This is a genomic window from Pseudarthrobacter adonitolis, assembly GCF_055412845.1.
On the sequence record NZ_JBVAYW010000003.1, the window covers coordinates 263386 to 287827 of the forward strand.

The 24442-nt window shown below is 62.1% G+C and carries 28 protein-coding genes, 1 other RNA gene and 1 riboswitch; of the genes, 14 read left to right on the forward strand and 15 right to left on the reverse strand.

What is annotated here, in order from left to right; genetic code table 11:
• Positions 1 to 77: 77 nt before the first annotated feature.
• Positions 78 to 191: riboswitch (SAM riboswitch) on the forward strand.
• A gap of 35 nt (positions 192 to 226) precedes the next feature.
• The 7 genes from ACZYZ4_RS05905 (at position 227) to ACZYZ4_RS05935 (ending at position 4710) form a co-directional block, all read left to right on the forward strand.
• Complete coding sequence (locus tag ACZYZ4_RS05905; RefSeq protein WP_463859028.1) at positions 227 to 1648, forward strand: aminotransferase class V-fold PLP-dependent enzyme; 1422 nt, start codon at positions 227 to 229, stop codon at positions 1646 to 1648.
• Positions 1649 to 1765: 117 nt separating this feature from the next.
• Entirely contained in the window at positions 1766 to 2524 is a 759-nt protein-coding gene (locus tag ACZYZ4_RS05910; RefSeq protein WP_463859030.1) for a class I SAM-dependent methyltransferase, read from the forward strand.
• Positions 2525 to 2555: 31 nt separating this feature from the next.
• On the forward strand, positions 2556 to 3269 hold the full coding sequence (locus tag ACZYZ4_RS05915; protein ID WP_463859032.1) for a metal-dependent transcriptional regulator: 714 nt from the start codon (positions 2556 to 2558) through the stop codon (positions 3267 to 3269).
• Positions 3269 to 3685, forward strand: a complete 417-nt coding sequence (locus ACZYZ4_RS05920) for a fluoride efflux transporter FluC (protein ID WP_463859034.1) — start codon at positions 3269 to 3271, stop codon at positions 3683 to 3685. Before ACZYZ4_RS05915 ends, ACZYZ4_RS05920 begins: the two co-directional genes overlap by 1 nt.
• Positions 3682 to 4080: a fluoride efflux transporter FluC gene (locus ACZYZ4_RS05925; protein ID WP_463859036.1), complete on the forward strand. Its 399-nt coding sequence runs from the start codon at positions 3682 to 3684 to the stop codon at positions 4078 to 4080. Before ACZYZ4_RS05920 ends, ACZYZ4_RS05925 begins: the two co-directional genes overlap by 4 nt.
• Before the next feature lie 42 nt (positions 4081 to 4122).
• Positions 4123 to 4491: a hypothetical protein gene (locus ACZYZ4_RS05930; RefSeq protein WP_463859038.1), complete on the forward strand. Its 369-nt coding sequence runs from the start codon at positions 4123 to 4125 to the stop codon at positions 4489 to 4491.
• Between the two features lie 81 nt (positions 4492 to 4572).
• The gene (locus ACZYZ4_RS05935; RefSeq protein WP_463859040.1) at positions 4573 to 4710 is read left to right on the forward strand and encodes a hypothetical protein; all 138 of its coding nucleotides are present in this window, start codon (positions 4573 to 4575) and stop codon (positions 4708 to 4710) included.
• A 4-nt stretch (positions 4711 to 4714) separates the two neighbouring features.
• Here ACZYZ4_RS05935 and ACZYZ4_RS05940 read toward each other — a convergent pair whose 3' ends face one another.
• The gene (locus ACZYZ4_RS05940; protein ID WP_463859042.1) at positions 4715 to 5695 is read right to left on the reverse strand and encodes a S1C family serine protease; all 981 of its coding nucleotides are present in this window, start codon (positions 5693 to 5695) and stop codon (positions 4715 to 4717) included.
• A gap of 270 nt (positions 5696 to 5965) precedes the next feature.
• Between ACZYZ4_RS05940 and ACZYZ4_RS05945 the strand changes: the two genes are divergently transcribed.
• Together ACZYZ4_RS05945 and ACZYZ4_RS05950 are read left to right on the forward strand one after the other, a co-directional pair.
• A complete protein-coding gene (locus tag ACZYZ4_RS05945) occupies positions 5966 to 6673 on the forward strand; it encodes an acyltransferase family protein (protein WP_463859044.1) in 708 nt (235 codons plus the stop codon).
• Between the two features lie 17 nt (positions 6674 to 6690).
• Positions 6691 to 6882: a hypothetical protein gene (locus ACZYZ4_RS05950; protein WP_463859046.1), complete on the forward strand. Its 192-nt coding sequence runs from the start codon at positions 6691 to 6693 to the stop codon at positions 6880 to 6882.
• 280 nt (positions 6883 to 7162) lie between these two features.
• On the opposite strand, the gene ssrA is transcribed toward ACZYZ4_RS05950, so the two are convergent.
• From ssrA to galE, 14 genes are all read right to left on the reverse strand, one after another.
• Positions 7163 to 7531, reverse strand: a transfer-messenger RNA (tmRNA) gene (gene ssrA / locus ACZYZ4_RS05955).
• Positions 7532 to 7618: 87 nt separating this feature from the next.
• Positions 7619 to 8089, reverse strand: a complete 471-nt coding sequence (gene smpB, locus ACZYZ4_RS05960) for an SsrA-binding protein SmpB (protein WP_056343258.1) — start codon at positions 8087 to 8089, stop codon at positions 7619 to 7621.
• 87 nt (positions 8090 to 8176) lie between these two features.
• The gene (locus ACZYZ4_RS05965) at positions 8177 to 9604 is read right to left on the reverse strand and encodes a peptidoglycan DD-metalloendopeptidase family protein (RefSeq protein ID WP_463859048.1); all 1428 of its coding nucleotides are present in this window, start codon (positions 9602 to 9604) and stop codon (positions 8177 to 8179) included.
• A gap of 27 nt (positions 9605 to 9631) precedes the next feature.
• Entirely contained in the window at positions 9632 to 10546 is a 915-nt protein-coding gene (gene ftsX, locus ACZYZ4_RS05970; RefSeq protein ID WP_463859050.1) for a permease-like cell division protein FtsX, read from the reverse strand.
• Positions 10543 to 11337: a cell division ATP-binding protein FtsE gene (gene ftsE / locus ACZYZ4_RS05975; RefSeq protein WP_463859052.1), complete on the reverse strand. Its 795-nt coding sequence runs from the start codon at positions 11335 to 11337 to the stop codon at positions 10543 to 10545. The genes ftsX and ftsE overlap by 4 nt, the downstream gene beginning before the upstream one ends.
• A 174-nt stretch (positions 11338 to 11511) precedes the next feature.
• Entirely contained in the window at positions 11512 to 12627 is a 1116-nt protein-coding gene (gene prfB / locus ACZYZ4_RS05980) for a peptide chain release factor 2 (RefSeq protein WP_252567204.1), read from the reverse strand.
• A gap of 53 nt (positions 12628 to 12680) precedes the next feature.
• On the reverse strand, positions 12681 to 13136 hold the full coding sequence (locus ACZYZ4_RS05985) for a pilus assembly protein TadG-related protein (protein ID WP_463859054.1): 456 nt from the start codon (positions 13134 to 13136) through the stop codon (positions 12681 to 12683).
• A complete protein-coding gene (locus tag ACZYZ4_RS05990) occupies positions 13136 to 13528 on the reverse strand; it encodes a hypothetical protein (RefSeq protein WP_463859056.1) in 393 nt (130 codons plus the stop codon). The genes ACZYZ4_RS05985 and ACZYZ4_RS05990 overlap by 1 nt, the downstream gene beginning before the upstream one ends.
• A 73-nt stretch (positions 13529 to 13601) precedes the next feature.
• Entirely contained in the window at positions 13602 to 14045 is a 444-nt protein-coding gene (locus ACZYZ4_RS05995) for a TadE/TadG family type IV pilus assembly protein (RefSeq protein ID WP_463859057.1), read from the reverse strand.
• A 3-nt stretch (positions 14046 to 14048) separates the two neighbouring features.
• Positions 14049 to 14249, reverse strand: a complete 201-nt coding sequence (locus ACZYZ4_RS06000; protein WP_463859100.1) for a hypothetical protein — start codon at positions 14247 to 14249, stop codon at positions 14049 to 14051.
• Positions 14250 to 14384: 135 nt separating this feature from the next.
• Positions 14385 to 15326, reverse strand: coding sequence for a type II secretion system F family protein (locus tag ACZYZ4_RS06005; protein ID WP_463859059.1), 942 nt, complete (start codon positions 15324 to 15326; stop codon positions 14385 to 14387).
• Positions 15323 to 16177 carry a type II secretion system F family protein gene (locus ACZYZ4_RS06010; RefSeq protein ID WP_463859061.1) on the reverse strand — a complete coding sequence of 285 codons (855 nt, stop codon included), beginning with the start codon at positions 16175 to 16177 and terminating at the stop codon, positions 15323 to 15325. The genes ACZYZ4_RS06005 and ACZYZ4_RS06010 overlap by 4 nt, the downstream gene beginning before the upstream one ends.
• Positions 16177 to 17400 carry a TadA family conjugal transfer-associated ATPase gene (locus ACZYZ4_RS06015; protein ID WP_463859063.1) on the reverse strand — a complete coding sequence of 408 codons (1224 nt, stop codon included), beginning with the start codon at positions 17398 to 17400 and terminating at the stop codon, positions 16177 to 16179. Before ACZYZ4_RS06015 ends, ACZYZ4_RS06010 begins: the two co-directional genes overlap by 1 nt.
• 154 nt (positions 17401 to 17554) lie before the next feature.
• Positions 17555 to 18574 (reverse strand): UDP-glucose 4-epimerase GalE, encoded by a 1020-nt coding sequence (gene galE / locus ACZYZ4_RS06020; protein WP_463859102.1) that lies wholly within the window; start codon positions 18572 to 18574, stop codon positions 17555 to 17557.
• A 701-nt stretch (positions 18575 to 19275) separates the two neighbouring features.
• Here galE and ACZYZ4_RS06025 point away from each other — a divergent pair.
• The 5 genes from ACZYZ4_RS06025 to ACZYZ4_RS06045 are packed head-to-tail and all read left to right on the forward strand — an operon-like array spanning position 19276 to position 24146.
• Positions 19276 to 20613 carry a GH25 family lysozyme gene (locus ACZYZ4_RS06025; protein WP_463859065.1) on the forward strand — a complete coding sequence of 446 codons (1338 nt, stop codon included), beginning with the start codon at positions 19276 to 19278 and terminating at the stop codon, positions 20611 to 20613.
• 50 nt (positions 20614 to 20663) lie between these two features.
• The gene (locus tag ACZYZ4_RS06030) at positions 20664 to 21896 is read left to right on the forward strand and encodes a lipopolysaccharide biosynthesis protein (protein ID WP_463859067.1); all 1233 of its coding nucleotides are present in this window, start codon (positions 20664 to 20666) and stop codon (positions 21894 to 21896) included.
• 25 nt (positions 21897 to 21921) lie between these two features.
• Entirely contained in the window at positions 21922 to 22587 is a 666-nt protein-coding gene (locus ACZYZ4_RS06035) for a glycosyltransferase family 2 protein (RefSeq protein ID WP_463859069.1), read from the forward strand.
• Between the two features lie 3 nt (positions 22588 to 22590).
• Positions 22591 to 23013 carry a DUF2304 domain-containing protein gene (locus ACZYZ4_RS06040; protein ID WP_463859071.1) on the forward strand — a complete coding sequence of 141 codons (423 nt, stop codon included), beginning with the start codon at positions 22591 to 22593 and terminating at the stop codon, positions 23011 to 23013.
• On the forward strand, positions 23010 to 24146 hold the full coding sequence (locus ACZYZ4_RS06045) for a glycosyltransferase family 4 protein (RefSeq protein ID WP_463859073.1): 1137 nt from the start codon (positions 23010 to 23012) through the stop codon (positions 24144 to 24146). The genes ACZYZ4_RS06040 and ACZYZ4_RS06045 overlap by 4 nt, the downstream gene beginning before the upstream one ends.
• Positions 24147 to 24442: the final 296 nt, after the last annotated feature.

Sequence of the window (24442 nt, forward strand, 5' to 3'; positions counted from 1 at the left end):
TCAAACGCGCGTAACAAAGCCCTTAACATTGGCCCGGGCTTCTTTCCTGCCGTTGCCCATGTTCTACGCTCTTAACAGGTCACGAGTGCCAGCGCTAAACCCCGGTTTGCTGGCCGGCAACCCTCCATTCGCGGTGGGGTGCCCCGGGTGACGACCAGGCCGGTCCGGAACGGATACGGCAAGCGCGGATTCCTGGTACCGGGAGTCCTTTTAGAGTGAGGTCTCCGTGACAACTGCCACCGTCTCCCCCGACACTGCCCCCGCCATCGCCGCTGAGCTGTTCAACGCGGCTGCCGCCATCGCCGGCCGCCCCCTCTCCGCCGTTACCGGCGCGGAAATCCAGGCTCCGCTGATCCAGGGCGGCCATGTCCGCTACGCAAATCTGGACTACGGCGCATCCGCTCCCGCCCTCTCCGTGGTGTCCGCCTACCTCAACGAGATCCTGCCGTTCTACGCCAGCGTCCACCGCGGCGCCGGCTTTGCGTCGCAGATCAGCACCTCCGTTTACGAGAACGCCCGGAACATCGTGCGCGACTTTGTGGGCGGGCGCCCGGACGACTCCGTCATCTTCACCCGGAACACCACCGACTCGCTGAACCTGCTGGCGGGTTGCCTGCCGGCCACGGAGGGGTGTCCCAATGGCGATGTCCTCTACCTGGACATTGAGCACCACGCCAACCTCTTGCCCTGGCAGGGCGTCCCGCACCGCAGCGTCGTCGCCGCGGACACCATCGTGGGGACCATCGAGGTCCTCCGTGCCGAACTTGAGCAGGGCAACGTCAGCCTGCTCGCGGTCACGGGCGCTTCCAACGTCACCGGCGAAATCCTCCCGGTCAAGGCCCTGGCCGCCCTCGCCCATGAGTACGGCGCGCGGATCGTGGTGGACGCCGCGCAGCTCGCACCCCACCGGCGCATCAGTATCAGCGCCGACGACGTTGACTACCTCGCCTTCTCCGGCCACAAGCTCTATGCGCCCTTCGGCTCCGGGGTCCTGGTGGGCCGCACCGACTGGCTCGACGCCGGAACTCCCCACCTGGCCGGCGGCGGCGCCGTCCGCGAGGCAAAACTCGACGGCGTCAGCTGGGCCACGGGGCCGGCCCGGCACGAGGGCGGCTCCCCCAACGTCCTAGGTGCGGCCACCCTGGCCCGCGCCACCCAGGTCATCGCGTCCCTGGACCACGACCGCTGGCACGCCCACGAGTCGGCCATCAGGTCATTCCTGGTGGACGGGCTTGGGAAGATCGACGGCGTCACTGTGCACCAGATCTTCTCGGACACGGAGGCTGAAACCGGCACCATCGGCGTGGTGAACTTCTCCGTGGCAGGGTACGACGCCGGGCTCGTGGCCGCCTACCTGTCGGCCGAGCACGGCGTTGGCCTCCGGGACGGCCGCTTCTGCGCACACCCGCTGCTGAAGCGCCTCGGCCTTCCCTCCGGCTCGCTGCGGGCCAGCTTCGGCGTGGGCTCCCGGCTGGAGGACGCCCAGCGGCTCCTTGCGGGCCTGGAACAGCTGCGCCGGACCGGCCTGGGGTGGGACTACGTGGTGGACGCAGGTCGCTGGGTTCCGGCCAACGACACCCGCACCTACCCGCACTGGGCTCCCAACACCCCGGGCACCGCCGGTGCGGCTCCGTGCCTTGACGACTGACTGACGCTGGACGGCTGACTGGCGCCTACCTAAAGAGGCGACGGCCCCGACCTGGCGGCTGCGGCCCATACGGTAAATTCGAAGGATACCGATGGGCGCAGTTGAAGGAGGCCGCACGTGGCACGGGGTGGCCCCAGGCTTGAGCACGGACGCCGTCTGGAACTCGGACAGAGTTTCCTGGACGGCGGCGAACATTACCAGCGTGTACGGCCTGGTTACCCTGCCGAATCAGCGGACTGGCTGATCCCTGCCGGGGCCAGGGACGCTGTGGATGTGGGCGCCGGGACTGGCAAGTTCACCGCCCTGCTGCTTGAACGCGGCTTGGCGGTTTCCGCCGTGGACCCGTCGCCGGACATGCTTGAACAGCTGCAGGCCCACTACCCGGCGGCCGCAGCGACCCAAGGGACTGCAGAGGCCACCGGCCTCGCCGACTCCTCCTTCGACGTCGTCAGCGTTGCGCAGGCCTGGCATTGGTGCGATCCGCTGCCCGCCAGCATCGAACTGGCGCGGATCCTGCGGCCCGGCGGAACGCTGGGGCTGATCTGGAACCAGCTGGACACGTCCGTTCCGTGGGTCCACCGGTTGTCCCGCATCATGCACGCGGGCGACGTCTACAAGCCCGGCTTCTGCCCGGTGGTCGGGCCGGAGTTTGAAGGCCTCGAAAGCCATGTGACGCATTGGGAAGACAGCCTCAGCACGGCGGACATCATGGAACTGACGAAATCCCGCAGCTACTACCTGCGCGCCGGCGAAGTCACCCGCTGCAAGGTCCTGGCCAACCTGGACTGGTACCTGCACGAGCATCTGGGGCACGCCATGGAAGAGGACATCAGCCTGCCGTACCTCACCTTGACGTGGCAGGCCACGAAGGCGTGACGGGCGCGGACCACCGGGTAGGCTTGGAGGCGTGAAGACCAGCGCGCCCTCCTCCTCGATCGAGGACTACGTCAAGGTCATCTACGGTTTCACGGAGTGGCAGAACAAACCCATCACGTCCTCACAGCTCGCGCAGCGCCTGGGGGTGGCCAATTCCTCGGTCTCGGAGATGGTCCGCAAGCTCAAGGACCAGGGCCTGGTGGACCACAAGCCGTACAGCGCCATCACCCTCACGGATTCCGGGGTCCGGCTGGCATTGTCAATGGTGCGCCGGCACCGCCTCATTGAGACCTACCTCGTGCAGGAGCTCGGCTACAGCTGGGACGAAGTCCACGACGAAGCCGAACTGCTGGAGCATGCAGTGTCGGACACGTTCATAGAGCGCATGGCGGCGAAACTCGGCAACCCGCTACGTGACCCGCACGGTGACCCGATCCCCGCGGCGGACGGCACGGTGCTGCTGCCAGAGGCCCATCTCCTCGGCGAACTTGATCCCGGGCACACCGGCCGGATCACCCGCATCAGCGACGAGAATCCGGATCTGCTGCGGTATCTTGCCGCCGAGGAAATCGATCTCGACGCCGAGGTGGAGGTCGTGGGCCGCAAGCCGTTCGGCGGCGCACTGGTGGTGCGGATCAGCAACGCCGGCAGGAAGCGGGAGTACGATCTCGCGGATGAAGTCACCGCTGCGCTCTGGGTCCACAGCGACCACTCCCACACCGGCTGCACCCTCAGCGCCAGCTGATGAACGCCCGCGTGCCGCACTGGCGGGCCTGGTTGGCCGTGGCGGTGGGCGGCCTGGCCGGAACGGAACTCCGGTACGGCCTGGGACTCGCGTTTCCGGAAACAGCGGGGGTAATGCCCTGGACCACCCTGGGAATCAACGTGGCTGGCAGCTTTGTGCTGGCCGCCCTCACCACGGTCTGGATGGCCCGGCCGCAGACGGCATTCTGGCTCCGCGCCGGCCTCGGGCCAGGACTTCTGGGCTCGTTCACCACGTTCTCAGCGACGGTTTTCTCGATTGACCAGCTGGCCAGGACCGGCGAACATCCCGTGTGGATTGCCTATCTGGGGCTGTCACTGCTGCTGGGTCTGGGCGCCGCGGCCGGTGGCTGGCGGACCGGCCGGCTGCTCACTGACCGGCTGGGGGCAGCGTCATGATGGGCGCGGTCCTGGTGGGCGTGTTCGGTATGGCGGGCGCCCTGCTGCGCTTCGCCGTCGACAGCTGGTTCGCCCACCATTCGGGGCACCGTGGCACCGTCAGCCACAGCGGAACGCCGCGGCACTGGCCGTGGGCCACGCTCACAGTTAACGTCACCGGGTGCCTGATCATCGGACTGTCCATCGGCATCACCGGACGGCTCGGCCTTGCACCCGAGTGGCAGACCGCCGTCGCCACCGGCCTTGCCGGCGGCCTCACTACGTTCAGCTCCTGGACCACCGCCACGGTGCGGCTCCTGAGCGAGTCGCGGTTCGGGGCGGCAGCCCTGAACATCGGCGCCAACCTGGCCGCCGGATTTGCCGCGGCGGCCGGGGGCATCGCCCTGGCGTCGTAGGACGCTCTTCGGGTTTGGCCCGGTCCCGTATCGTTGACTCTGATGATTAGCAGACGCGACGCGGCAATTGCCCTTGATGTACCGATGGAAATGGCCCAGCGCCATGGCATCCCGAAACGACTGACCGAGGCGGAGCTGGGCGAAATCCTGGACAACCCGCCGGCATGGCTCATCCAGTCGCGGGCAAACCGGACCGGCAAGCGTCCAGTCTGGGTGCACCTGGAATGCGCCGTCTGCGGTTACGAGGAAGCGGCCCGGCCCAAAAAATGGTGGCCGGAATTCACGTATGTGGTGTGCGAGCACCATGCCCCGAATGAGGTGCCGCCGCTGCGGCCGGGCCTCATCAGGAGCGAGTTCGACGGCGTCGGGACCCGTTTTGTGGGCATCGCCGACGTTGCAGTTCCCGACTGATTCTGGGCATTACATTCGGGGCTGAACAGGCGTATTTTACGAAGTGGGACGCAGCCCGTCCCCCGTTGTAAGGAGCACGCCATGCCGGACAAGTCACCACATCAGCAGCTGCACAAAAAACCGGTCAAAACCATCAAGGAAAAACGCGCCGAGAAGAAGGCCAAGAGCCCGATTGAAGGCCCACAGGACCCGGTCGCGCACCTGAAGAAGCGCACGTAGCGGGTTACCCGTTCCCGGCCATCTCATCGGGCACTGCCACAATGTCCACTTCCTGGCCGTCCCTCAGCACTCGAATCGGCAGCGGCTGCCCGATCGCATCGGCGAACAGCAGCTTCTGCAGGCTCTCGGCGTTGTTGACGGGGCGACTTCCGGCTGTCAGGATGACGTCGCCCGCCCGCAGTCCCCCTCGGTCTGCGGGCGAACCGACCAGCACCTCCACCACGCGCAGCCCGTCCCGTTGTCCCGTCCTGATCACCGCGCTGGCATTGAGCCGGAAGGGTGTGCTGACAACGCCGAGATAGGCCCGCCTGACGCGGCCGTCCTTCAGCAGCGCTGAGATGATGCGCCGTGTGGTGGCGTTGATGGGCACGGCGAGGCCGAGCCCGGCGCCGGCCACTGCGGTGTTGATTCCCACGATTCGGCCGTGCGTATCGGCCAAGGCACCACCGGAACTTCCTGCATTGAGTGCCGCGTCGGTCTGGATGACGTCCTCGATCACGCGCCGGTTGCCGCTGGACCACACTGGAATGGCGCGGCCCAGGCCGCTTACTACACCTGCCGTGACTGATCCGGCCAGACCCAGCGGATTTCCCACCGCAATGACCAGCTGGCCCACCCGGAGCGTCTCGGCATCGCCGAACTGCGTCGGGGCCACCTTCGGTGCCCTGCCGTGGACCACCGCGAGGTCGGACAGAGGATCAGCCCCTACCAGTTCGATCTCGGTCCTGCTGCCGTCCGCAAAAGCGGCATGTCCTTGGTGTGTGCCGGCGACGACGTGTGAATTCGTGAGCAGGTAGCCGTCTTCCGTGAAGAGCACCGCCGAGCCGGCACCCATGCGGAAACGGCCGTTGCGGCGGTTGCCGGTCATTTCAATGGCCGCAACATGAGGGGTGACCGTCTCAGCCACGCGCATGACGGTCTCCGAATAAGAGTCCAGCGGACCGTCGTCGGCCGCTGCAAAGCTGGGTTCCCTCGCCGGGTCCATGAGGCACCTCCTGGTATTCCCGGACCCGGCAGGTGCGCGCGGGTCCTACGGGATACAACGATGGAGCGCGGGTTACTAGTCCCGGCCTTGCTACGCCGTGGGTGAACGAAGGTGGCCATCACCCTAAACGGATTCGGTCGCCGGCACATGCCCGTCCGGAGTATCCCCCAAAAGCATGACCCCCTCATCATTAGGCTAGGGGGTACCTAGCCTCCCCTAAGTGCTCGTCCAGCAGACGAAACCCGGGGTCCCCGCTGCGAAATTTGAGCCATGATCTTGGGGCCTGCAGCCGCAACGCATTCCACGCCGCCAGTTGGGGTCCGGATCGACTGGATCGACGCAGCACGAGGGCTTTGTGTCATCGCCGTCGTCCTTTTTCACGTCGGCCTCTGGCACTTTCTCAAATTCGAGCACCCCGGCAGCGTTGCTTTCGCCCTGTGGGAAATGGTGGCAACGGCACTGGGTACCGTCCGGATGCCTCTTCTCCTTGCAGTATCGGGAATGCTTGCTGCTTCCAGGATCCGGAACGGTTTCAGCAACGGAAAGGTGTGGAACACCAGCCTGACCAACTATTACCTGTACGCCGTGTGGCTGCTCGTTTACGCGTTGCTAAGTATCCCGATGGCAGGCAACGGACTGCCCCACCGCGTCGGCTCTGTCGGCGACTTCTTCGCCATCTATGTGCCTGTGCTGACCATTTGCAGAAAGCTGCCGCCGGCAGTCGTGCTGGCCCCATTGGCGGCCCTTCGGATTCTCACGGTTCTGCTTGTTGGCAGTGATGCTGGCCAGGTGAGGAAGGTCCCGGAGCTCGCGCTCTTTTTTGCCGTCGGCGTCTACGGAAAGAGCCTGTTCCTCTACATTGCCGAGCCCGCACGTTGCTCTATGCAGCGGTCGCGATCCCGGCTTTCCTTGGCCTTTCGGGTTTATCGCTCGCATTGGCTCTGCACCTTGCTATCGATCAGGCCGTCTTCATACTGAGGGGACTGGCGGCCGTCGTGGCCCTCGTCGCGGTCATCAGCGCCCTAACCAGGAACCAGGCGATAGCAGCAGCGGGTTCATGGGTCGGCAAGCGAACGCTGGGAGTTTACGTACTGCACGTTCCAGTTATTGACGGCATCGTGCTCGCCTTCCAGGGCCCACTGGCTCCGGCCGCCCCGGTCATCGCAAACTCACTGCGGCTGTCTTAACGGCATGCACAGGGTTGGAGTACCTCTTGAAGAAATGCGGGCTGGGATTCCTCTTTCGCCGCCCGCAGGCAGAAACGGCCTCGCGCCACCGGCAGCCGGTCTAACTGCCTGCCCCAGTGCTTCGAGTTGGTGGACCAATTCGGGAAACGGACGCTGCGCCGCTCAAGAATCCACCCCGCCCGGGACTACCAGCCCGGACAAAGAAAAACACCCCGGTCCGAAGACCGGGGTGTATCCGATGACTCAACTCATCCATTAAGGATGTCTCGACTCATCACAAATGTGGAGATGGGGGGAATTGAACCCCCGTCCGATGTCGTGTTAACAGGTCTTCTCCGGGCGCAGTTTGCGTCGGATTTTCTCGGCCCCAGCCCTCCTGCAAACAGGTGGCTGATCCGGGCCCAGTCATCTAAGTGTCCCGCTTGCCCCGATGACGGAGGCAAGCAGCAGTGGCTATCTAAATGACGCCAGGATCCGGGGCAATAGCAACCTCGGGCTGACGGACTGTCTTACTGCTTAGGCAGCGAGAGCGAAGTCAGTGCGGTTTGATTTGGCACTTATTGGTTTGCAGACAGCGTTTACGAGATAATTCTGCATCCTCGGCCCGCTTCACCTGTCGCGACTAACATCGTCGAAACCGATCATCCCCGTATTTTGTTTTCAAACCGGCCGGGCTGTGCACGCACAAATCCCTGCCGGACTATCTATCATAACGCATGCCCGGCGGAAATCATTCCTACCGGCGGTTGCGTTCCCGGACCTCGCGAAGGGCTTCGCGGTTGTCCTGCTGCTCACGCAGGGTCTGGCGCTTGTCGTACTCCCGCTTACCGCGTGCGACGCCGATCTCCACCTTGGCCCGGCCATCGAGGAAGTACAGCTGCAACGGAACCACTGTGAAGCCGGACTCGCGGATCTTCACGGAGATCTTGTTGAGCTCCTCACGGTGCAGCAACAGCTTCCGACGGCGGCGTGCGGAGTGGTTGGTCCAGCTCCCTTGGTTGTACTCGGGGATATGGATGCCCTCCATCCACAGCTCGTCATTGTAGAACGTGCAGAAGCCGTCCACCATGGAGGCGTGGCCTTCGCGCAGGGACTTGACCTCGGTCCCCATCAGGGCGATGCCGGCCTCGTAGGTATCCAGCACGTGGTAGTCATGCCGGGCCTTGCGGTTGGTGGCCACAACTTTACGGCCACTTTCTTTGGGCACGGTGGAACTCCTCAGTTCGTGGATCCTCGTTGGCTCCGGCCGTTCCGGCGCGGAGTCATACCAGTGTACGGCAGGCGCGGACCGGCGTTACAGCAGGCGCATGGGGTCAACTGCGGCCCCGTTGAGCCAGGTTTCGAAGTGTGCGTGGCAGCCCGTTGAGTTGCCGGTACTGCCCGAGTAGGCGATGAGCTGCCCCTGGGATACCTGCTGGCCGTTGGAGACCACGACGCTGGCGTTGTGGTAGACAATCGTGGTCAGGGAGTTGCCCTGCACCACGCCGTGGGACAGCTTCACCCGCCAGCCACCGCCGTCGGCAGAGCTCCAGCCTGAGGAGAATACCTCTCCGGCCGCCGCCGCGTATACGGGGGTGCCGCAGGCTGCTCCGAAGTCGATGCCGGTGTGGAGGTAACCGCCGGTGCCGTAGAAGTCGATGGTTCCCGGCGGGGTTGAGCGCCAGCCGAAGCCGGAGGTGATGGGCACGTCGCCCGAGAAGGGGTGCCGCAAGCCAAAGGCCGACGGCGATCCGGTCACCGGGGCGTACGGCGCTCGCACCGGCGGGGCCTGGCCCTGTGCGGCTGCCTGGGCGGCCGCAGCCGCAGCGGCAGCCTCCGCCAGCCGGCGTTGTTCGGCCTCCCAGGCCTCCCGGAGTCTGCGGTCGCGTTCGACGATTTCGTTGGCAACGGAGTTCTGGCTTGCTGCAACCGCGGCCATCTGGCTCTGGATCCCCGGCTTCGCCGCCTGGAGTTCAGCGTCAAGTCTTGTTGTGTCGGCGATCAGCTGGTCAACCTGGGCCTTCTTGGCAGCGGCCTCGTCACGGGCAGCCTTTTCCCGCTCCAACGCGGCGTCTGCCTTGGCTTTGAGGTCCCTGATTTCTGCCTCAACGGCTTCGAGCCGGGCCTGGGAGTTCACGTTGGTGGCACTTTGCTGGGACAGCTTGTCCATGGCGGCGTTCTGGCTGCGCATGGCCTGGTCCGCGAGGTCCATGGTGTCGGTCAGGCTGCCGCCGTTGTTGGCCCCGAAGAACAGCGTCAGGTTCGACGGGACGCCGCCGGACTTGTAGGCCTGGGTGGCGATCTGGCCGATCAGCTTCTTGGTGTCCGCGATTTTCTGTTTGTCAGCTTCAAGCTGCTGGGTGATTTTGGCCTTGTTCTGCTGCGCAAGGTCAACGCGCGCCGTCAGCGCTTCGACTTCCTTGACCGCACTGGCCACGCGCCCCTGGGCTTCGAGAAGGGCCTGCTGGGCGCCGGGCAGTTGGCCCTGGTAGATCACCAGGTCGCCGGCGGCCTTCGCGATGCGTGAGTCCACGAATTCCAGGGACTGCTGAACCCGGGCCGCCTCTGCTTCAAGGGCGGCACGCTTGTCATCGAGCTCATCGGCGTGCGCCACCGGGGCTGAGGCGCCCATGCTGGCGGCGAGGAGCAGTGCCAGGACGCCGCTGATCAGGCCGGCGCGGCGGCCTGCAGGTCGCGTGCGTTCCGCCCGGTGCCGGGGCGCGGTTCGGTGCAATTCGTTCATCAGGATTCCTTGTTCGGTTTGCACAGCCTAAACCTTCAAATATCTGCGTAAGGTCAAGAGAGACGACATTCCTGCCAAAGATCCGCCTAGGATCAGCAAGGCTGGCGCAAGAATGAGCGTCTGGCCCGGCGAAATAAACGCCGTGTCCGGATACTGCTTGGACAGGTATTCGCCCAGGAAGAAGTGCGCCACCGCCCACAGCGTGCCGGATGCCAGCGCGGCGCCGATCACCGCCGCAATCACGCCTTCAAGGATGAACGGCAGCTGGATAACAAGCTTGGACGCGCCCACCAGGCGCATGATCCCGGTCTCGCGGCGGCGACTGAAGGCCGAGAGCCGGATGGTGGTGGCGATCAGGAGGATGGCGCAGATAATCATCACGCCGGCGATGCTGACGGCCACTAGGGAAGCGGCGTTCATGGCGGAGAAGAGCCGCTCCAGCAGCTGGCGCTGGTCAATGACCGTCTCGACGCCCGGCTGCGAGGAGAACGTCTCGCTGATGATCTGGTACTTTTCCGGATCCTTCATGTTGATCCGGAACGAGGAAGGCAGCTGGTCCGGCGTGACGGAGTCAACGATCGGAGAATTGGAGAACTGGTCCTTGAAGTGCTTGTACGCCTCTTCCTTGGACTCGAACTGGAAATCGTTGACGTACTGCGCCACGGCGGGTGATTCGAGCAGGGTCTTCAGGTTCTCCTGCTGTTCCGGGGTGACCGGACCTGTGGCGCAACCGGCCGCCGTCGAACCGTCACTGCAGAGGAAGATGGCAACCTGGACTTTGTCGTACCAGTAGCCCTTCATCTGGTTGATCTGAAGCTGCAGCATGCCCGCGGCACCCACGAACGTCAGTGAGACAAAGGTGACCAGGATGACCGAGACCACCATGGAGACATTGCGGCGCAGGCCGCTGCCGATCTCACCGAGGACAAAAGCCAACCTCATCGCTTGTCCTCCCCTGCGCTGGGATTGCGTTCCCCTGCTGCGGGCGGCTGGGATTCGTCCCGGCCGCTGGCGTCCCTCAGGCGGCGCGACTGGCCCACCACGGGGATCATGGAGGTGTACAAGGCCTTGGCCTCGTCGCGGATCACGATGCCGTTCCTGAGCTCTACGACGCGCTTGCGCATCTCGTTGACGATGTCGTCGTCGTGCGTGGCCATGACCACCGTGGTGCCGTTCTGGTTGATCTTGTCCAGCACGCCCATGATGCCCATGGAGGTGGTGGGGTCCAGGTTGCCGGTGGGCTCGTCGGCGAGGAGGATGCCGGGGCGGTTGACTACCGCGCGGGCGATGGCCACACGCTGCTGCTCGCCGCCGGAAAGCTCATGGGGAAGGCGGTTTTCCTTGCCTTCCAGGCCCACGGTCTTGAGGACTTCGGGGACAGTGTCGCGGATGACGCTGCGGCTCTTGCCGATGACCTGCATCGCGAAGGCAACATTCGCAAACACGCTCTTCTGCGGAAGTAGCCGGAAGTCCTGGAAGACCACGCCGATGCCACGGCGGAGCCTGGGCACGCGCCAGCTGGAGATCTTGGCGACGTTCTGCCCGGCCACGTACACGGCGCCCGAGGAGGCCCGGTCTTCCTTCAGCACCAGCCGCAGGAACGTGGACTTTCCGGAGCCGGAAGCGCCGACGAGGAAGGCAAATTCACCACGGTCAATCTCAAGGCTGACATCGTCCAGCGCAGGCCGGGCCGTCTGGTCGTACACCTTGGTGACATTTTCGAATCGGATCATGGCCCTAATTACCCTGCAGGGCACGGCTGATGCAGCCCAGATCTGCAGCCGGTGCACGGGCATTCGTTTGGGGGAAGTAGAGCTCCGGCCCCTCGACTATACGCAGCCTTTTGGCCGGATTTCGGGGGCTTCGGGGGTGTGTCGCGCGATCACGCGTACCGGTAGACACTCAAGCTACTTCGCGGCGTTGCGGTTGTCAGTGCGCCAGCGGATCCCGGCGTCGATGAAGTCGTCAATTTCGCCGTCGAACACTGCAGAGGTGTTGCCCACCTCGTGTTCGGTCCGGAGGTCCTTGACCATCTGATAGGGGTTCAGGACGTAGGAGCGCATCTGGTCGCCCCAGGACGCCTTGACATCGCCGGCGAACGCCTTCTTCTCGGCGTCCTCCTGCTCCTTCTTCAGGAGAAGAAGCCGCGACTGCAGGACCCGCAGGGCTGCTGCCCGGTTCTGGAGCTGCGACTTTTCGTTCTGCATGGACACTACCGTGCCGGTGGGGATGTGGGTGAGGCGGACGGCGGAGTCCGTGGTGTTAACCGACTGCCCGCCCGGGCCGGAGGACCTGAACACGTCCACACGGATCTCATTGTCAGGAATGTCGATGGAGTCCGTCGATTCGATGAGCGGAATGACCTCCACCGCCGCGAAGGATGTCTGGCGGCGGCCCTGGTTGTCAAAGGGGCTGATCCGCACCAGGCGGTGGGTTCCGGCTTCGACGCTCAGCGTACCGAACGCATACGGTGCTTTGACTTCGAACGTTGCGGACTTCAGGCCTGCCTCTTCGGCGTACGACGTGTCCATCACGGTCGTGGGGTACCCGTGGCGTTCCGCCCAGCGGAGGTACATACGCATCAGCATTTCGGCGAAGTCTGCGGCATCAACGCCGCCTGCCCCTGCCCGGATGGACACCACGGCTTCACGTTCGTCGTACTCCCCGGAAAGAAGGGTCACCACTTCCAGGTCTTTCAGGGATTTCCGGATGGATTCCAGTTCGGCGGCGGCTTCGCCCATGGAGTCGGCGTCGTCCTCGTCCTGGCCGAGCTCGACGAGCACTTCGAGGTCATCGATCCGCGATACCAGCTTGTTGAGCCGCTCCAGTTCAGACTGGCGGTGCGAGAGGCGGGAGGTAATCTTCTGGGCCGCGGCGGGGTCATCCCACAGGTCCGGCTCGCCGGCTCGTTCGCTCAACTCGGCGATGTCTTCCTTCAGAGCCTCAACATCGCTGACTTGCTCGATGGAGGTGTAGGTGGCGCGAAGAGCGCGGATTTCTGCGGAAAAATCAATATTGGCCATGGTTGTTTAAGCCTACGCTATCCGGCCGGAGTGCCGGACTTCGGTATTTTCGCTCATCGGGTGAGCCGGGAACGGGCCGTGGAGGCAGCCTCGATTCTGATGCCATCGGGCACCAGGAAGTTCACCATCGGCGGGTGGACAACGGCGCTGAGAATCACGACGGCGGTGGACCCGTCAGGGCTGCCGGTCGCCGCTGAAACGGCTAACCCGTCGAACCGGTCCGACGACGGGCTCCTGGCGATGAAGTCGGCCGCAACGCTGCGGACGCGCCCGGACCCCAGCACTGCTGAGGGGCTCCCGCCCTCTCCCCTGACCTCGCCCAACGTGTAGCTGTCGGCGGCCGCGAGCGAGGCGCCGTCGGCCAGGGACAGCAGCCGCTTGTGTTCGAGGTAGACGCTGGAGATGCCGATGACCACGGTGACTACCAGCAGGCCCAGCAGGACGTAGCCGATGATCATCACAATCATCTGGCCGTCCTCACCAGGCTGGTCAGACTTCACCTTTGGCATCACCGGAACCTGCCCACCAGTTGAGTGGATGAGGCTTCAACTTCGCTGGCCTTGAGCCTGAAGTCGTCGTTAAACGGAGTGAAGGGCAGCGGCACGGTGAGGTTGACGGTAACGGTGACAGCCGTGCCCGCAGCTTGGCAGTCAGCAGGATTGCAACGGGTGGAGACACGCGCTTCCCCGGCATCGTGGCCAAAGTCAGCCAGGGCGATGAGGGCCGCCTGCTCGGCGGCGGCCTGGGCCGACGGTGCATCCGGCTGTGCCACGAAGACCTTCGCGGCCTGGTCAGCGGCACCGACAACGGCAAAGGACCCGCCCTGGATCTGGCCCACGGTGATGATGAAGTACACCAGCGGGACCATCAGGAGCAGTGCGAGGAACGTGAATTCGACCACCGCGCTCCCCTCCTCCCTCGAGCCCTCGCCAAGTGCCTGCCGGAACCTCAGGTGGAGACGGGAAAGCAGGCTGTCAGGGTTGGATGGCCGCATGGCCCTTCACCTCCAGCAGGTCCCTGGGTCCGATCAGCCCGATGACGGGCATGGGGGCTTTGATGGTCACTTCAAGGGTCCGCAGGCCTTGGAACGTCACTTCGGCAGTGCTGATGTCCTGCGCGAAGTCAGCGTTCAGCGCGGTCCCAATCAGCATCGCCGCCCGTTCTTCCGCATCTGACGCTCCTCGGTCTGCGAGCGTTCCATAGCGTGCCCCGGAGGCGGCGGCGTCGATCAGTGTGTTGCGGACGTGCAGAACCAGGGTCAGCTGGATGATCGCCAGGAAAAACATGGTGAGCAGCCCACCCACCAGGACGAAGTCCACTACGGCGGAGCCGCGTTCATCTGTGCGCCAGCCCGGCTCGGCGCCGTCTCTGGACCGGCGCAGTACCCGGCTGGACGTACACTGGCCGGCGCCCTGCATGTCTTACTTTCCGACCTTGTCCATGGCCTGGTTGAACATCGTTTCGAGCGCCGGGCCGGCGAGAGCCAGCAAGGCCGCCACCAGGACCGCGGACATTAAAGTGATCATCACCCAACCAGGCACGTCGCCACGCTCCGGGTGGTCTTGGACAGACGCGTCGGAGCCGTTCCGGGCGCAACTCCGAACCGGCTTGGTACCACTCACCCACGACCATAGGCCAGCCAGCAACGCAAGGAGCCAGACGCTGCTCGAGATTCCCAATGTTTTTCATTTCGGTCCCAATCGTTGTTGAAGTGATGTGGTGGTTTAGGGATGTGTCGGCTGTGGTGATGGTCTTGGCTACAGGCCGAGGCTGATGGCCGCGATGCCGGGGAACACCGCGAACACCACTGTTAGGGGGAGGACACCAAAGACCAAAGGAACCATCATGGTGATTTCTTTCTTGCCGGCCGATTCCATGAGGTCCCGTTTTGCGGTGTCCCGGACGTCTTGGGCTTGAGCCCTCAGCACATCTGCCAAGGGTGTGCCCCGCTCGACCGCGACGATGATGCCGTCAACAAATCTGACGAGCGGCCCCATATCTGTACGGGCGGAAAACTCCTGGAGCGCTTCCACCAGCGGTTTTCCCGCTCTGGTCTCAGCAAGAATCTTGGAGAACTCCTTTGCTAGTTCTCCACTCGCACTGCGACAGACCCTGTCCAGTGCGCCTGTGGCACTTTCACCGGCACCAACAGCCAGGGCCATGAGCTCGGCGAGACTGGGAAACTCCGCCATCATCCGGGATTCCCGCCTGTTGATCTGGACACCCAACCAGAAGTCACGGAACAGAAACCCTCCAAGCGCGCTTCCGAGGACGGCCACAACCGCGAGGAAGGGACTGAACCGGCCGGATACCGCGCCCAGCACCACCGCCGCCAGGGCGGCAGCGAATCCCGCGGCGGCCCAAAGAAGCTGCTCGGCACGGAAATCAACGGGTGATTTGCTGTTTCCTGCTTGGGCCAGCCTTCGGGTCAATGCTTTGGACCCGAGGTTCAGCTTCCCCAGGGCGGCGAGTCCGTCGTGAAGCAGGGGACGCACGATCCGTTCCAACGGTCCGAATGGCGTGGCGTTCTGCCCGCTGGCCCGCAGCAGCCGCGACTCAAGATTCTGGGACTTCAGTTGCGGCTCAATGCGCTCCACGAAGGTGAGCGGCCGCATAAAGGGCAACCGGACGAAGAGCAGCCACAGGCCCGTCCCGAGAACGATGCCGCACACAATCGCAGCCGCAGAGATCCCGTTCATCGCAGCACCCGTTCGTCCTGCGGAAGGGCGCCAATGCGCAGCATGATGGAGTAGCAGACCAGCGACACAACGAGCCCGCCGAGGAGGACGCCTGCTCCCATGGGTGTGTTGTAAGCGTTCACGGCCTCAGGCCGGGTGGCCAGGAGGAGCATAACGATCCAGGGAGCGGCAACTGCCAGCCTGGCGGCGTTGACAGTCCAGGACTGCCGGGCCTCGAGCTCGCTGCGGGTCCGCGCATTTTCCCGGAGAAATTCCGCGAGGGTGCCCAGCAGTTTCCCCAGGTCCGAACCGCCCACTTCACGGGTCAGTCTGAGTGCCTCGACGATCCGGTCCGCCACTGGGTCCGCCAGCCGGTCCTTGAGTTTGTTAAGAGATGCATCGAACTGCCCGCCGGCACGGTAGTCGGCCCCGAAGTCCCGGAAAACATGCCGAAGCTCCTCGGGGCCCTTTTCCCCCAGCTGGATCAGTGCCTCCGGCAGTGAAAGCCCCGCGCGGATGGCTGAGCGCAGGTGGTCCACCACGTCCGGCCACAGTTGGCGAAGCACAGCGGCTCTCCTGTTCGCCCGCCACCGGACAATGCTGACGGGCAGCCAGGCGCCGAACAGTCCGAAGCAGACGGATATCGGCCATGACCGGCTGACCACAAAGAAGATGAGAGCGACAAAAATGCCCAATCCCAGGCATGAGGCAACAAGGCCCGTCCCGGTGACCTTTTCGATTCCGGCAGAGGCCAGCAGGTCCTCGAGGCGGCTGACCCTCGGGCTGCGCTTCAGCGCTGCCGGCTTTTCCCAGAACGACCACCAGATCAGGAAGAGCCCGGCGCCCGCAAGCACCCCTAACAGAGGCGCCATCAGCGCGGCTCCAGCAGCGCCGCGACGTCGTACCCTGCCCTAGAAAACTTCTCAGCTGCGGGCATGGAGTTAGCCCGCGGCTGCAGCTGGCCATCCTCCATGGCGAAAACCATGGAGGACTCAATGATGCCGTTTTCCACCCTCCGGCCGAGGGAAAGGATCTCGGTTACTTGGCGTCGGCCGTTGGCGTGGCGGCTGCAGTGAACGACGAGGTCGATGCACGATGCCACAGTGGGAACCACGAAGGCAGACGAGATGTTTTCGCCGGCGAGTAACGGAAGCGTGCAGATCTTAGTTACGGCGTCGTGGGCTGAATTTGCATGGACGGTGCACATCCCCGGAAGACCACTATTTAAAGCGATCAGCATGTCCAGGCTTTCCGCTTCCCGTACCTCTCCCACGACCAGGCGGTCCGGGCGCATCCGGAGAGCTTCCTTGACAAGCCTGCGCAGCGGGATCTCGCCTTCGCCTTCAAGGTTGGGCTGCCTGCACTGGAGGCCCACCACATCCCGGAGCGGGAACTGGAGTTCAAAGATTTCCTCAACCGTAACGACCCGCTCACGGCTGCCGATGCTCGCAGCCAGGCAGTTGAGCATGGTGGTCTTGCCCGCCTGGGTAGAGCCCGACACCAGGATGTTGAGTCCGCTGGATACGGCTGCACCGAGGAACCGGGCCGACTGCGGTGTCAGCGTGCCCAGCTCGACCAGGTGCTCAAGGCGGCTGGCCTTCACCACGAACTTACGGATGTTCACAGCCCAGTGCCTGCGGGTGATATCCGGAATGACTACGTGGAGCCTGGAGCCATCGGGGAGGGCGGCGTCCACAAAGGGCGATGACATGTCCAGACGGCGGCCGGAACTCTTGAGCATGCGTTCCACGAGATCGCGAACCTGCTGGTCCGTGAGGCTGAGTGAGGTCAGTTCCGACTTGCCGTCTTTGGCGATATAGATTTCGTTGGGCGCATTGATCCAGACTTCCTCGATGGTCGGATCGTCCAGCAGCGGCTGAAGGACACCGAAGCCGGCAACGGCGTCGAAGACAAACCTGCGCGCGGCCTCGAGCGGACCAATCGGAGGCAGCGGCCCCATCAGGGCGCGTTCGTCGTAGTCGCTGACAGCCGCTTCGACCAGGCGGCGGACCTCGCCCGCCTCCCGCAGCGGATCAAGACCCCGACGGCGAATCAGCTCGCGGACTTCGTCTTCCACGATTCGCACAGCGTCCATGTAGTTCCCCAATACAACTGCCGCCCCCCGGCGGAGGCAGTTCAACTGGCTACAGCCTAGGGACGCTACACCACGCCGCCAAGTCATATTGAGCGGGCTGTGGATAACAGTTGCCGCAGGGCCCGCAGGACTGCGTCTTCGAGCGGAGAGGGCCTCAGCCTGCCTGGGTGTAACCCCTGGGGTTGGATTCCTGCCAATGCCAGTGGTCTTTGCACATTTGCCGCAAGTCACGCCTGGCAGACCAACTCAGGTCGGCCAACGCCGCGGATGGATCAGCGTAGCTTACCGCAGCATCGCCCGGGCGCCGATCTGTAATCTCGTAGGGAATCGGCCGGCCGGCAACGGCGCCGAACGCCTTTATGACCTCCAGAACGGACGACCCCTTTCCGGTGCCTAGATTCCAGCGGAAGACGCCCTTCTTCCGCGCCAAGTACCCGAGGGCTGCGAGGTGGCCTGCTGCCAAGTCCATCACATGTATGTAGTCGCGTACCCCGGTCCCGTCGGGCGTGGTGTAGTCGTCCCCAAACACCATGACCTTTTCCCTTCGGCCCACTGCGACCTGTGCAACGAACGGCAGCAAGTTGTTAGGGATGCCGCTGGGATCTTCGCCGATCAAGCCAGACTCATGCGCCCCCACCGGATTGAAGTAACGGAGCAATGCGATGCTCCAACTCGGGTCAGCAGCCCCCAAGTCAGAGAGGATATCCTCGATCTGTTCCTTGGTACGGCCATAGGGGTTGGTGGCGTCCAGGGGCGCCTTCTCGGTGAGCGGTACTTCCTCAGACGCGCCATACACGGTGGCCGAGGAGCTAAACACCAGCTGACGGACACCGTGCGCGTCCATGCTGTGGAGCAAGTTCAGGGTGCCCACAATGTTGTTCTGGTAGTACCAGAGCGGCTTTTCCACCGATTCGCCCACCGCCTTTAAACCGGCGAAGTGGATGACAGCTTCGAAGCCGCCCTCCGAAAAAAGGTCGTCGATGGCTGCGGCATCCAGTAGATCCATTCGCCTGAATTCGATTTTCTTTCCGGTGAGCTGCTCAACCCTGCGAAGGGATTCAGGGTTGGAGTTCATCAAATTGTCGAGGACGACGACTTCATGCCCTTCTTCCAGGAGACAAAGCGTTGTGTGCGATCCGATGTAGCCGGCTCCGCCGGTGACCAGTACTTTCATGCGTAACAGCTTAGGAGAAATGAAGTTCAAGACGAAAGCTGCAAGGGCTCGCTGGTACCTTCACGACATTGGGACTCGTAACACTCGCCACATGAGCAACTCTGGTTTCATGTGTTTCGTAATGCTACTGTAAGCGCGGCATGTCAGATTTTCCTTCGGTCGGCGGCTCCTCAAGGGCTCATCCATTGGAGGCCTACTTCCCGCGCTGCTAAGGCGCACAACCTCCCGGAGCAGAAATGAAGCGGTTCCTCTTTCCCCCCCATATTCACCTCAACGGACGTGCCGTTGGGACCGCAGTTTTGCTTATCTCGTTACTAGCAGGCCCAGGACTAGCAACTCCGAGCGCAGCCGTGGAACCTTCGCCTGCAGGTGCGCCAACCCAGTCTTCGACACCTCCCACGAACCCGGCGACACAACCTTCGGCGCCCACCCCCGCAACTCCGCTGACTCAAACGGCGCCGTCCACGGGCATCGAGCCCTCCCCGAGCGTGGATCAACTGGCCAATGCTTCGCCTACCGCTGACACGTCGGCGGACAGGGCCCCGAACCCAGCTTCACCCGATGATCGCGCGGCGATGGCAGCTGCAGTCGGTAATGGAGGCGCTGAAATGGGGCAGCGATCTGCCCGTGTGACAGCGTCTTCATCGTCTCTCAGCCTGAAGAAGCTATCCACGGAGACTTTAGCCACCGAAGGTACTTGGATGCCGTCCTTTGGCGTTCAGGGACTCGATGTCAGCAGTCACCAGACTGCTGTGGACTGGCAACACCAGTGGAACATGGGTGCCCGATTTGCCTACGTCAAGGCAACGGAGGGAAACTATTACACCAACCCGTCCTATAGCTCCCAATATCAGGGCTCACGGAACGTCGGCATGATTCGTGGGGCATACCACTTTGCTATCCCCAATTGGTCTTCAGGATCGGACCAAGCGCGCTACTTTGTTCAGAACGGTGGGGGCTGGACCGCGGACGGATACACCATGCCTCCAGTACTCGACTTCGAGTTCAACCCGTACGAGAACCGAACTATTAACGGATTCTACTTCGGCAACACCTGCTATGGCATGTCTCCGGCTCAGCTGACATCCTGGGTCCGCGACTTCGGCAACACCGTGCTGACGATGACCGGACGCCTGCCAATGATCTACACGAACACCAGCTGGTGGAATCAGTGCCTCGGTAATCCCTCGGTATTTGGTGACTATCCGTTGTGGGTTGCCGCCTACCCGAGTTCTCCCACCAACAACGCTGGCGCAGTTCCCACTGGGAGCTGGAGCTCCTACAGCATTTGGCAGTACAGCAGCACAGGCCCGTTCGCCGGTGACTCAAATGTCTGGAACGGAGACTTGGGCTCCCTCCAGCGATTCGCCGGTAACTTCACCGTCTACGCCAACGGAGCAATTGGCGCTGCTTGGGCTGCGGCAGGTGGCGGCGAGGGTCTTTTCGGGTACCCGACTAGCAATGAAAGTTGCACTCCTTCCTACTGCGTGCAGTCATTCCAACGCCGGGTCGCATATTGGACAGCGGCCAATGGGATCCGCACCATATTCATTTCAGGCGCCATCGGGCAAGCATGGGCAGCAGCCGGCGGAACAGGGAGTTCTTGGGGGCTTGCCACAGGAAATGAGGCTTGTATAGCAAACTACTGCTATCAGACGTTCCAAAAGCGAACTGCCTATTGGACCGCCTCTAACGGTGTCCGCACTGTCTACACACCAGGGGCCGTCGGCCAAGCATGGCTCGGCGCAGGTGGAACAAACAGCGACTGGGGCATGGCGACGACTGATGAACGGTGCGTGTCGAACTACTGCTATCAGGAATTTGAGCGTCGCACCGCGTATTGGACAGCCGAACGATGGGTTTTGACGATTTACACGCCTGGTGCGATCGGTTCAGTCTGGCGCTCCCAAGGCGGCACGGGGAGCTCGTGGGGAATGCCTACCACAAATGAAACGTGCAGTTCAGCCACACTCTGCACTCAGAAGTTCGAAAACAGAACGGCAACGTGGACTCCGACGGCTGGAGTTAGAGTTAGTTAGTTAGTTGACTACGTCGCCGCCGGTGCCAGGCATCAGTGTAGGCTGTCGAAGTGAAAAGTCGCCTGATCAAGAACACCATTATTGCCACATCCGGTGTTTTGGCCCAAGGGGCGGCCCGCTTCGCGGTAACCATGTTGATAGGTCGCTATTTTCCTGAACGCCTCGGGGAGACCTCCTCAATACTGTCTTTGTCGCAGTACATCACCTTGTTCTGGCCAGCGCCAGCGGGACTGGCGGCCACGCGATTCCTAGGGCAATACACTTCGTCAGACGACAGACACGCAGGGATTATCAGTCTTCTCAGCCGGACCGTCTGGCTCTTCACCGCCGGGGCGACCTTGATAACCGTCCCAGTCGCCTTCTTTTTCAGTCACGACTTAGCCACTGCTATTTTTAGCGGCCTATTCGTCGCGGCATTTGGGGCTTACCTCTTCACGAGAGGTGCGTTAGTAGGCAAGGGCCAGGTACCGAAGTCGACCCTCCTCGACGTCATAAGTTCGGTCGCTACTCTTCTGCTCTTATTGACCGTTCTTCAGGCAGGACTCAGTAGCCTTCTCCTGATGCCCCTGGCCCTGGGGTTCGGACTCTACGCGTTGCTCGCGTGGCCTCGACATCGTTCAGTCGTGCTGCCTCGGGCGACACGAGTAGAAGTCTTGTCCTTCACCCGCCACAACATCTATGGCATGATCGCTGCCGGAGGCCTCTTACCAGCGACGATGATTCTCGTGCAGCTATTTGCCCGCGACTCATCAGATCTGTTTGCAGCTGCACTGACACTTGCAACTCCTGCAAATCTTCTTGCCCAGTCCATCACCCAAGTGCTCATCCCACACTTTGCATCGGTGCCTGCCACGCTGTCTCACGAGCGGCGGAGATCAATGTGGCAGCTATTCCTAATTTCAGTGGCCGCATTCGTCGCTATTTTTCTCACTCTCATCGTGCTCGGCCCCTGGCTACTAGAAGTCGTTTTTCCGGGTAAGTTTGCGGAAGGCGCGTCCACACTAGGCTGGCTATTGGCCATCGTTGGCGCCCAATCCTGTGCCGCAGTTCCAACGGCTATTTTGCTGGCGTCGGGCCGGCAAAAGACATACGCGGGTATCTGCTTCGTTGCGACGGTGTCCGGCACAGCCACCATGGCGCTAGGCATCCCCCTGTTTGGATTGGCTGGAGCGCTCACTGGTTTCGCTGTGGGGGCCGTCGGCTCATCCGCCGCCATCTGCTTCACAGGGCTACGCCCCAGCGTCCCAGACGCAACGCACGTGCACCCTGCGGGACAACTTTGATTCGCAGATGTGGAATACTATTTCGGTGACTCAGACGTGGATAGTGATACCGATGTACAACGAGGCTGCCGTCGTGGGCCAAGTCGTTACAAATCTCCTGACCACTTTCTCGAACGTGGTTTGCGTGGACGACGGAAGTACAGACGGATCCCAGGAAGCCGCTCGTCAGGCGGGCGCCGTCGTGGTGCAGCACCCTATCAATCTGGGCCAAGGCGCTGCTCTCCAGACTGGAATCGAGTATGCGCTACAGGACCCCGACTTGGGCTGCATCGTAACGTTTGACGCCGACGGTCAGCATCGCGTCGAAGACGCAGCAGCAATGGCTCAGCGGATCCTTACCGGAGAAGCGGAAATCGTCTTGGGATCCCGTTTTCTGGATGACCGGACGAACCTCAGCAGAGCCAAGCGTGTTGTGCTAAAGACAGCAGCCGTGCAATCTCGGATGTCTACCGGGCTGAATCTCACGGACGCGCATAACGGACTGCGCGCGATAAATGCGTCCGTGGGCGCCCGAATCAATCTCACTCAGAATCGCATGGCGCACGCCTCTGAACTAGTAAATCAGATAGCTGCCATGAAAGTCCGGTGGGTCGAGCACCCTGTTGAAATAATATACACAGACTATTCCAAAGCCAAGGGCCAGTCGCTTCTTAATGCCGTTAATATCGTGGCAGAACTATTCTTTAGGTGACCCATGCTGATTATCGTTCAAGTTTTCTTGGTTCTAGCTGTTATTCTCGTATCTGTTGCGTTGATGCGAGGCGGCAGTAACGCTCGCCACTTGGCAATCAGAAGAATCATGTTGTTGATTTTTGCCTTCGCGGCAGTTATGTCAATCTTCTTCCCCGAACTTCTGTCCCGCCTTGCTAACGCGCTCGGCGTAGGACGTGGGACCGATCTCGTCCTGTACGCCACGATCGTAAGCTTCTTTGTTTTCATGGCGACGACCTACCAGCGGTTCCGACATGCCGAAACGTCTCTGACGAAGTTGTCGCGGCGAATTGCCATCGATGAAGCGACCTCGCCTACGAGATTCCGCCAGACTCGTGACGAGAATTCGGTGCTGCCTGAGTATTCCGATGCGGCGGGCGAAGGTCCAGGCACAGAGCTTAAATGACCAAACACTCAGAATCAGAATCAATCGGCATGCATATTGCCTTCGTAGTGAACAACTATCCTCCGAAGGCGGGCGGTGTCGAGTTCCATGTTGCTGCCTTGGCCGGCGCCCTCGTAAATGCCGGCGTCAAAGTGACGGTATTTGCGCTAGAGAACTCCGGCAAAGAGGCAACGGAATCCGGCGTGCATGTCGTCAGGCTGCACTGCACGAGGATGATTGGCAATGTCCTTGCTTTTCCGTTGCCTGGAACTCGAAGGATTATTCAACAACGCATCAAAGATTTGAATGTCGATGCTATTTCGGTGCATACCCGGTTTTTTCCGATGACGTACATCGGAGTTCGTATCGCACGCGCACTCCAAATCCCGGCAATACTCACTGAACACGGATCCGACCACGTACGTGGTGTAAGTCCTGTCATAGGTGCAGCCAGCAAACTCGTTGATCTTACAGTCGGCCGCTATGTACTCCGCAACTCAGCGCGCGTTCTTGCAATTTCCGAATCCGCTCAATCGTTTGTCTGGCGACTTGCGTCGGTCAGAAGCGAAGTCTTCCGAAATGCCATCGACGTCAACCGGTTCGTAGAAAAGAATTCAGTACCGAATGATGTCGCGAAGATTGTGTTCTTGGGTCGATTGGTGCCTGGGAAAGGTTGGCAGCGCGTCCTGGAAGTCGCTGAAATTTTATCCCAAGAGGGACTCGCCTTCGAAGTTCACTTTATTGGCGACGGGCCGGACCGGCCCGCCTTAGAAAAGGCATCGAACGCTTCTCCGCTAGCGGAACACATTACAGTTCACGGTCGGCTCACTATTGCAGACGTTGCCATTCATCTTCAAAATGCAATCCTTCTGAATCCCACGAACTTGGCGGAAGGCTTTCAGACGACATTGCTTGAAGCTATCGCATGCCAAGCCTCAATAGTTTCAACTCCGATTGCTGCTGCGGAATATCTACGTGGCTTAGGTGCACAGGTCGATATTGTTGAATTCGAAGATACCGCGGGCTGGATCGAATGCAGTAGAGAATTGCTACAGAATAGGACGTATCAAGCTCAACCAGAGCTCCTTAGTCAGTTCGACTGGTCGATACGTAGCCGAGAATACATTGGAATCCTGAATTCCGTAAGGAATTAGCCACCGTCGCTAGTGTAGCGTGTCGTTGATCCTTTGGGTCTGGTTGTTTGTCCGACTTGATTCTTAGTTTATCTGGCAAGGGCATTGGAATTGCGTGACGGGGACCGGGGAGCCTTGGAGGCGCTGACTCGTGGGAAAGCATCCACCGCGACAGTGGCCCTGCGGGCGCGTACGGTCTTGTGGCCCTTCGCAGTTGAGCGTGGTTAGGGCGATCTGAGACCTCCGCCGCGGTTTCGTTGCGGCGTGGTGCGGCAGGAAAGAGGTCAGGGCCTCTTTGAATTGGTAGCGACCAAGCA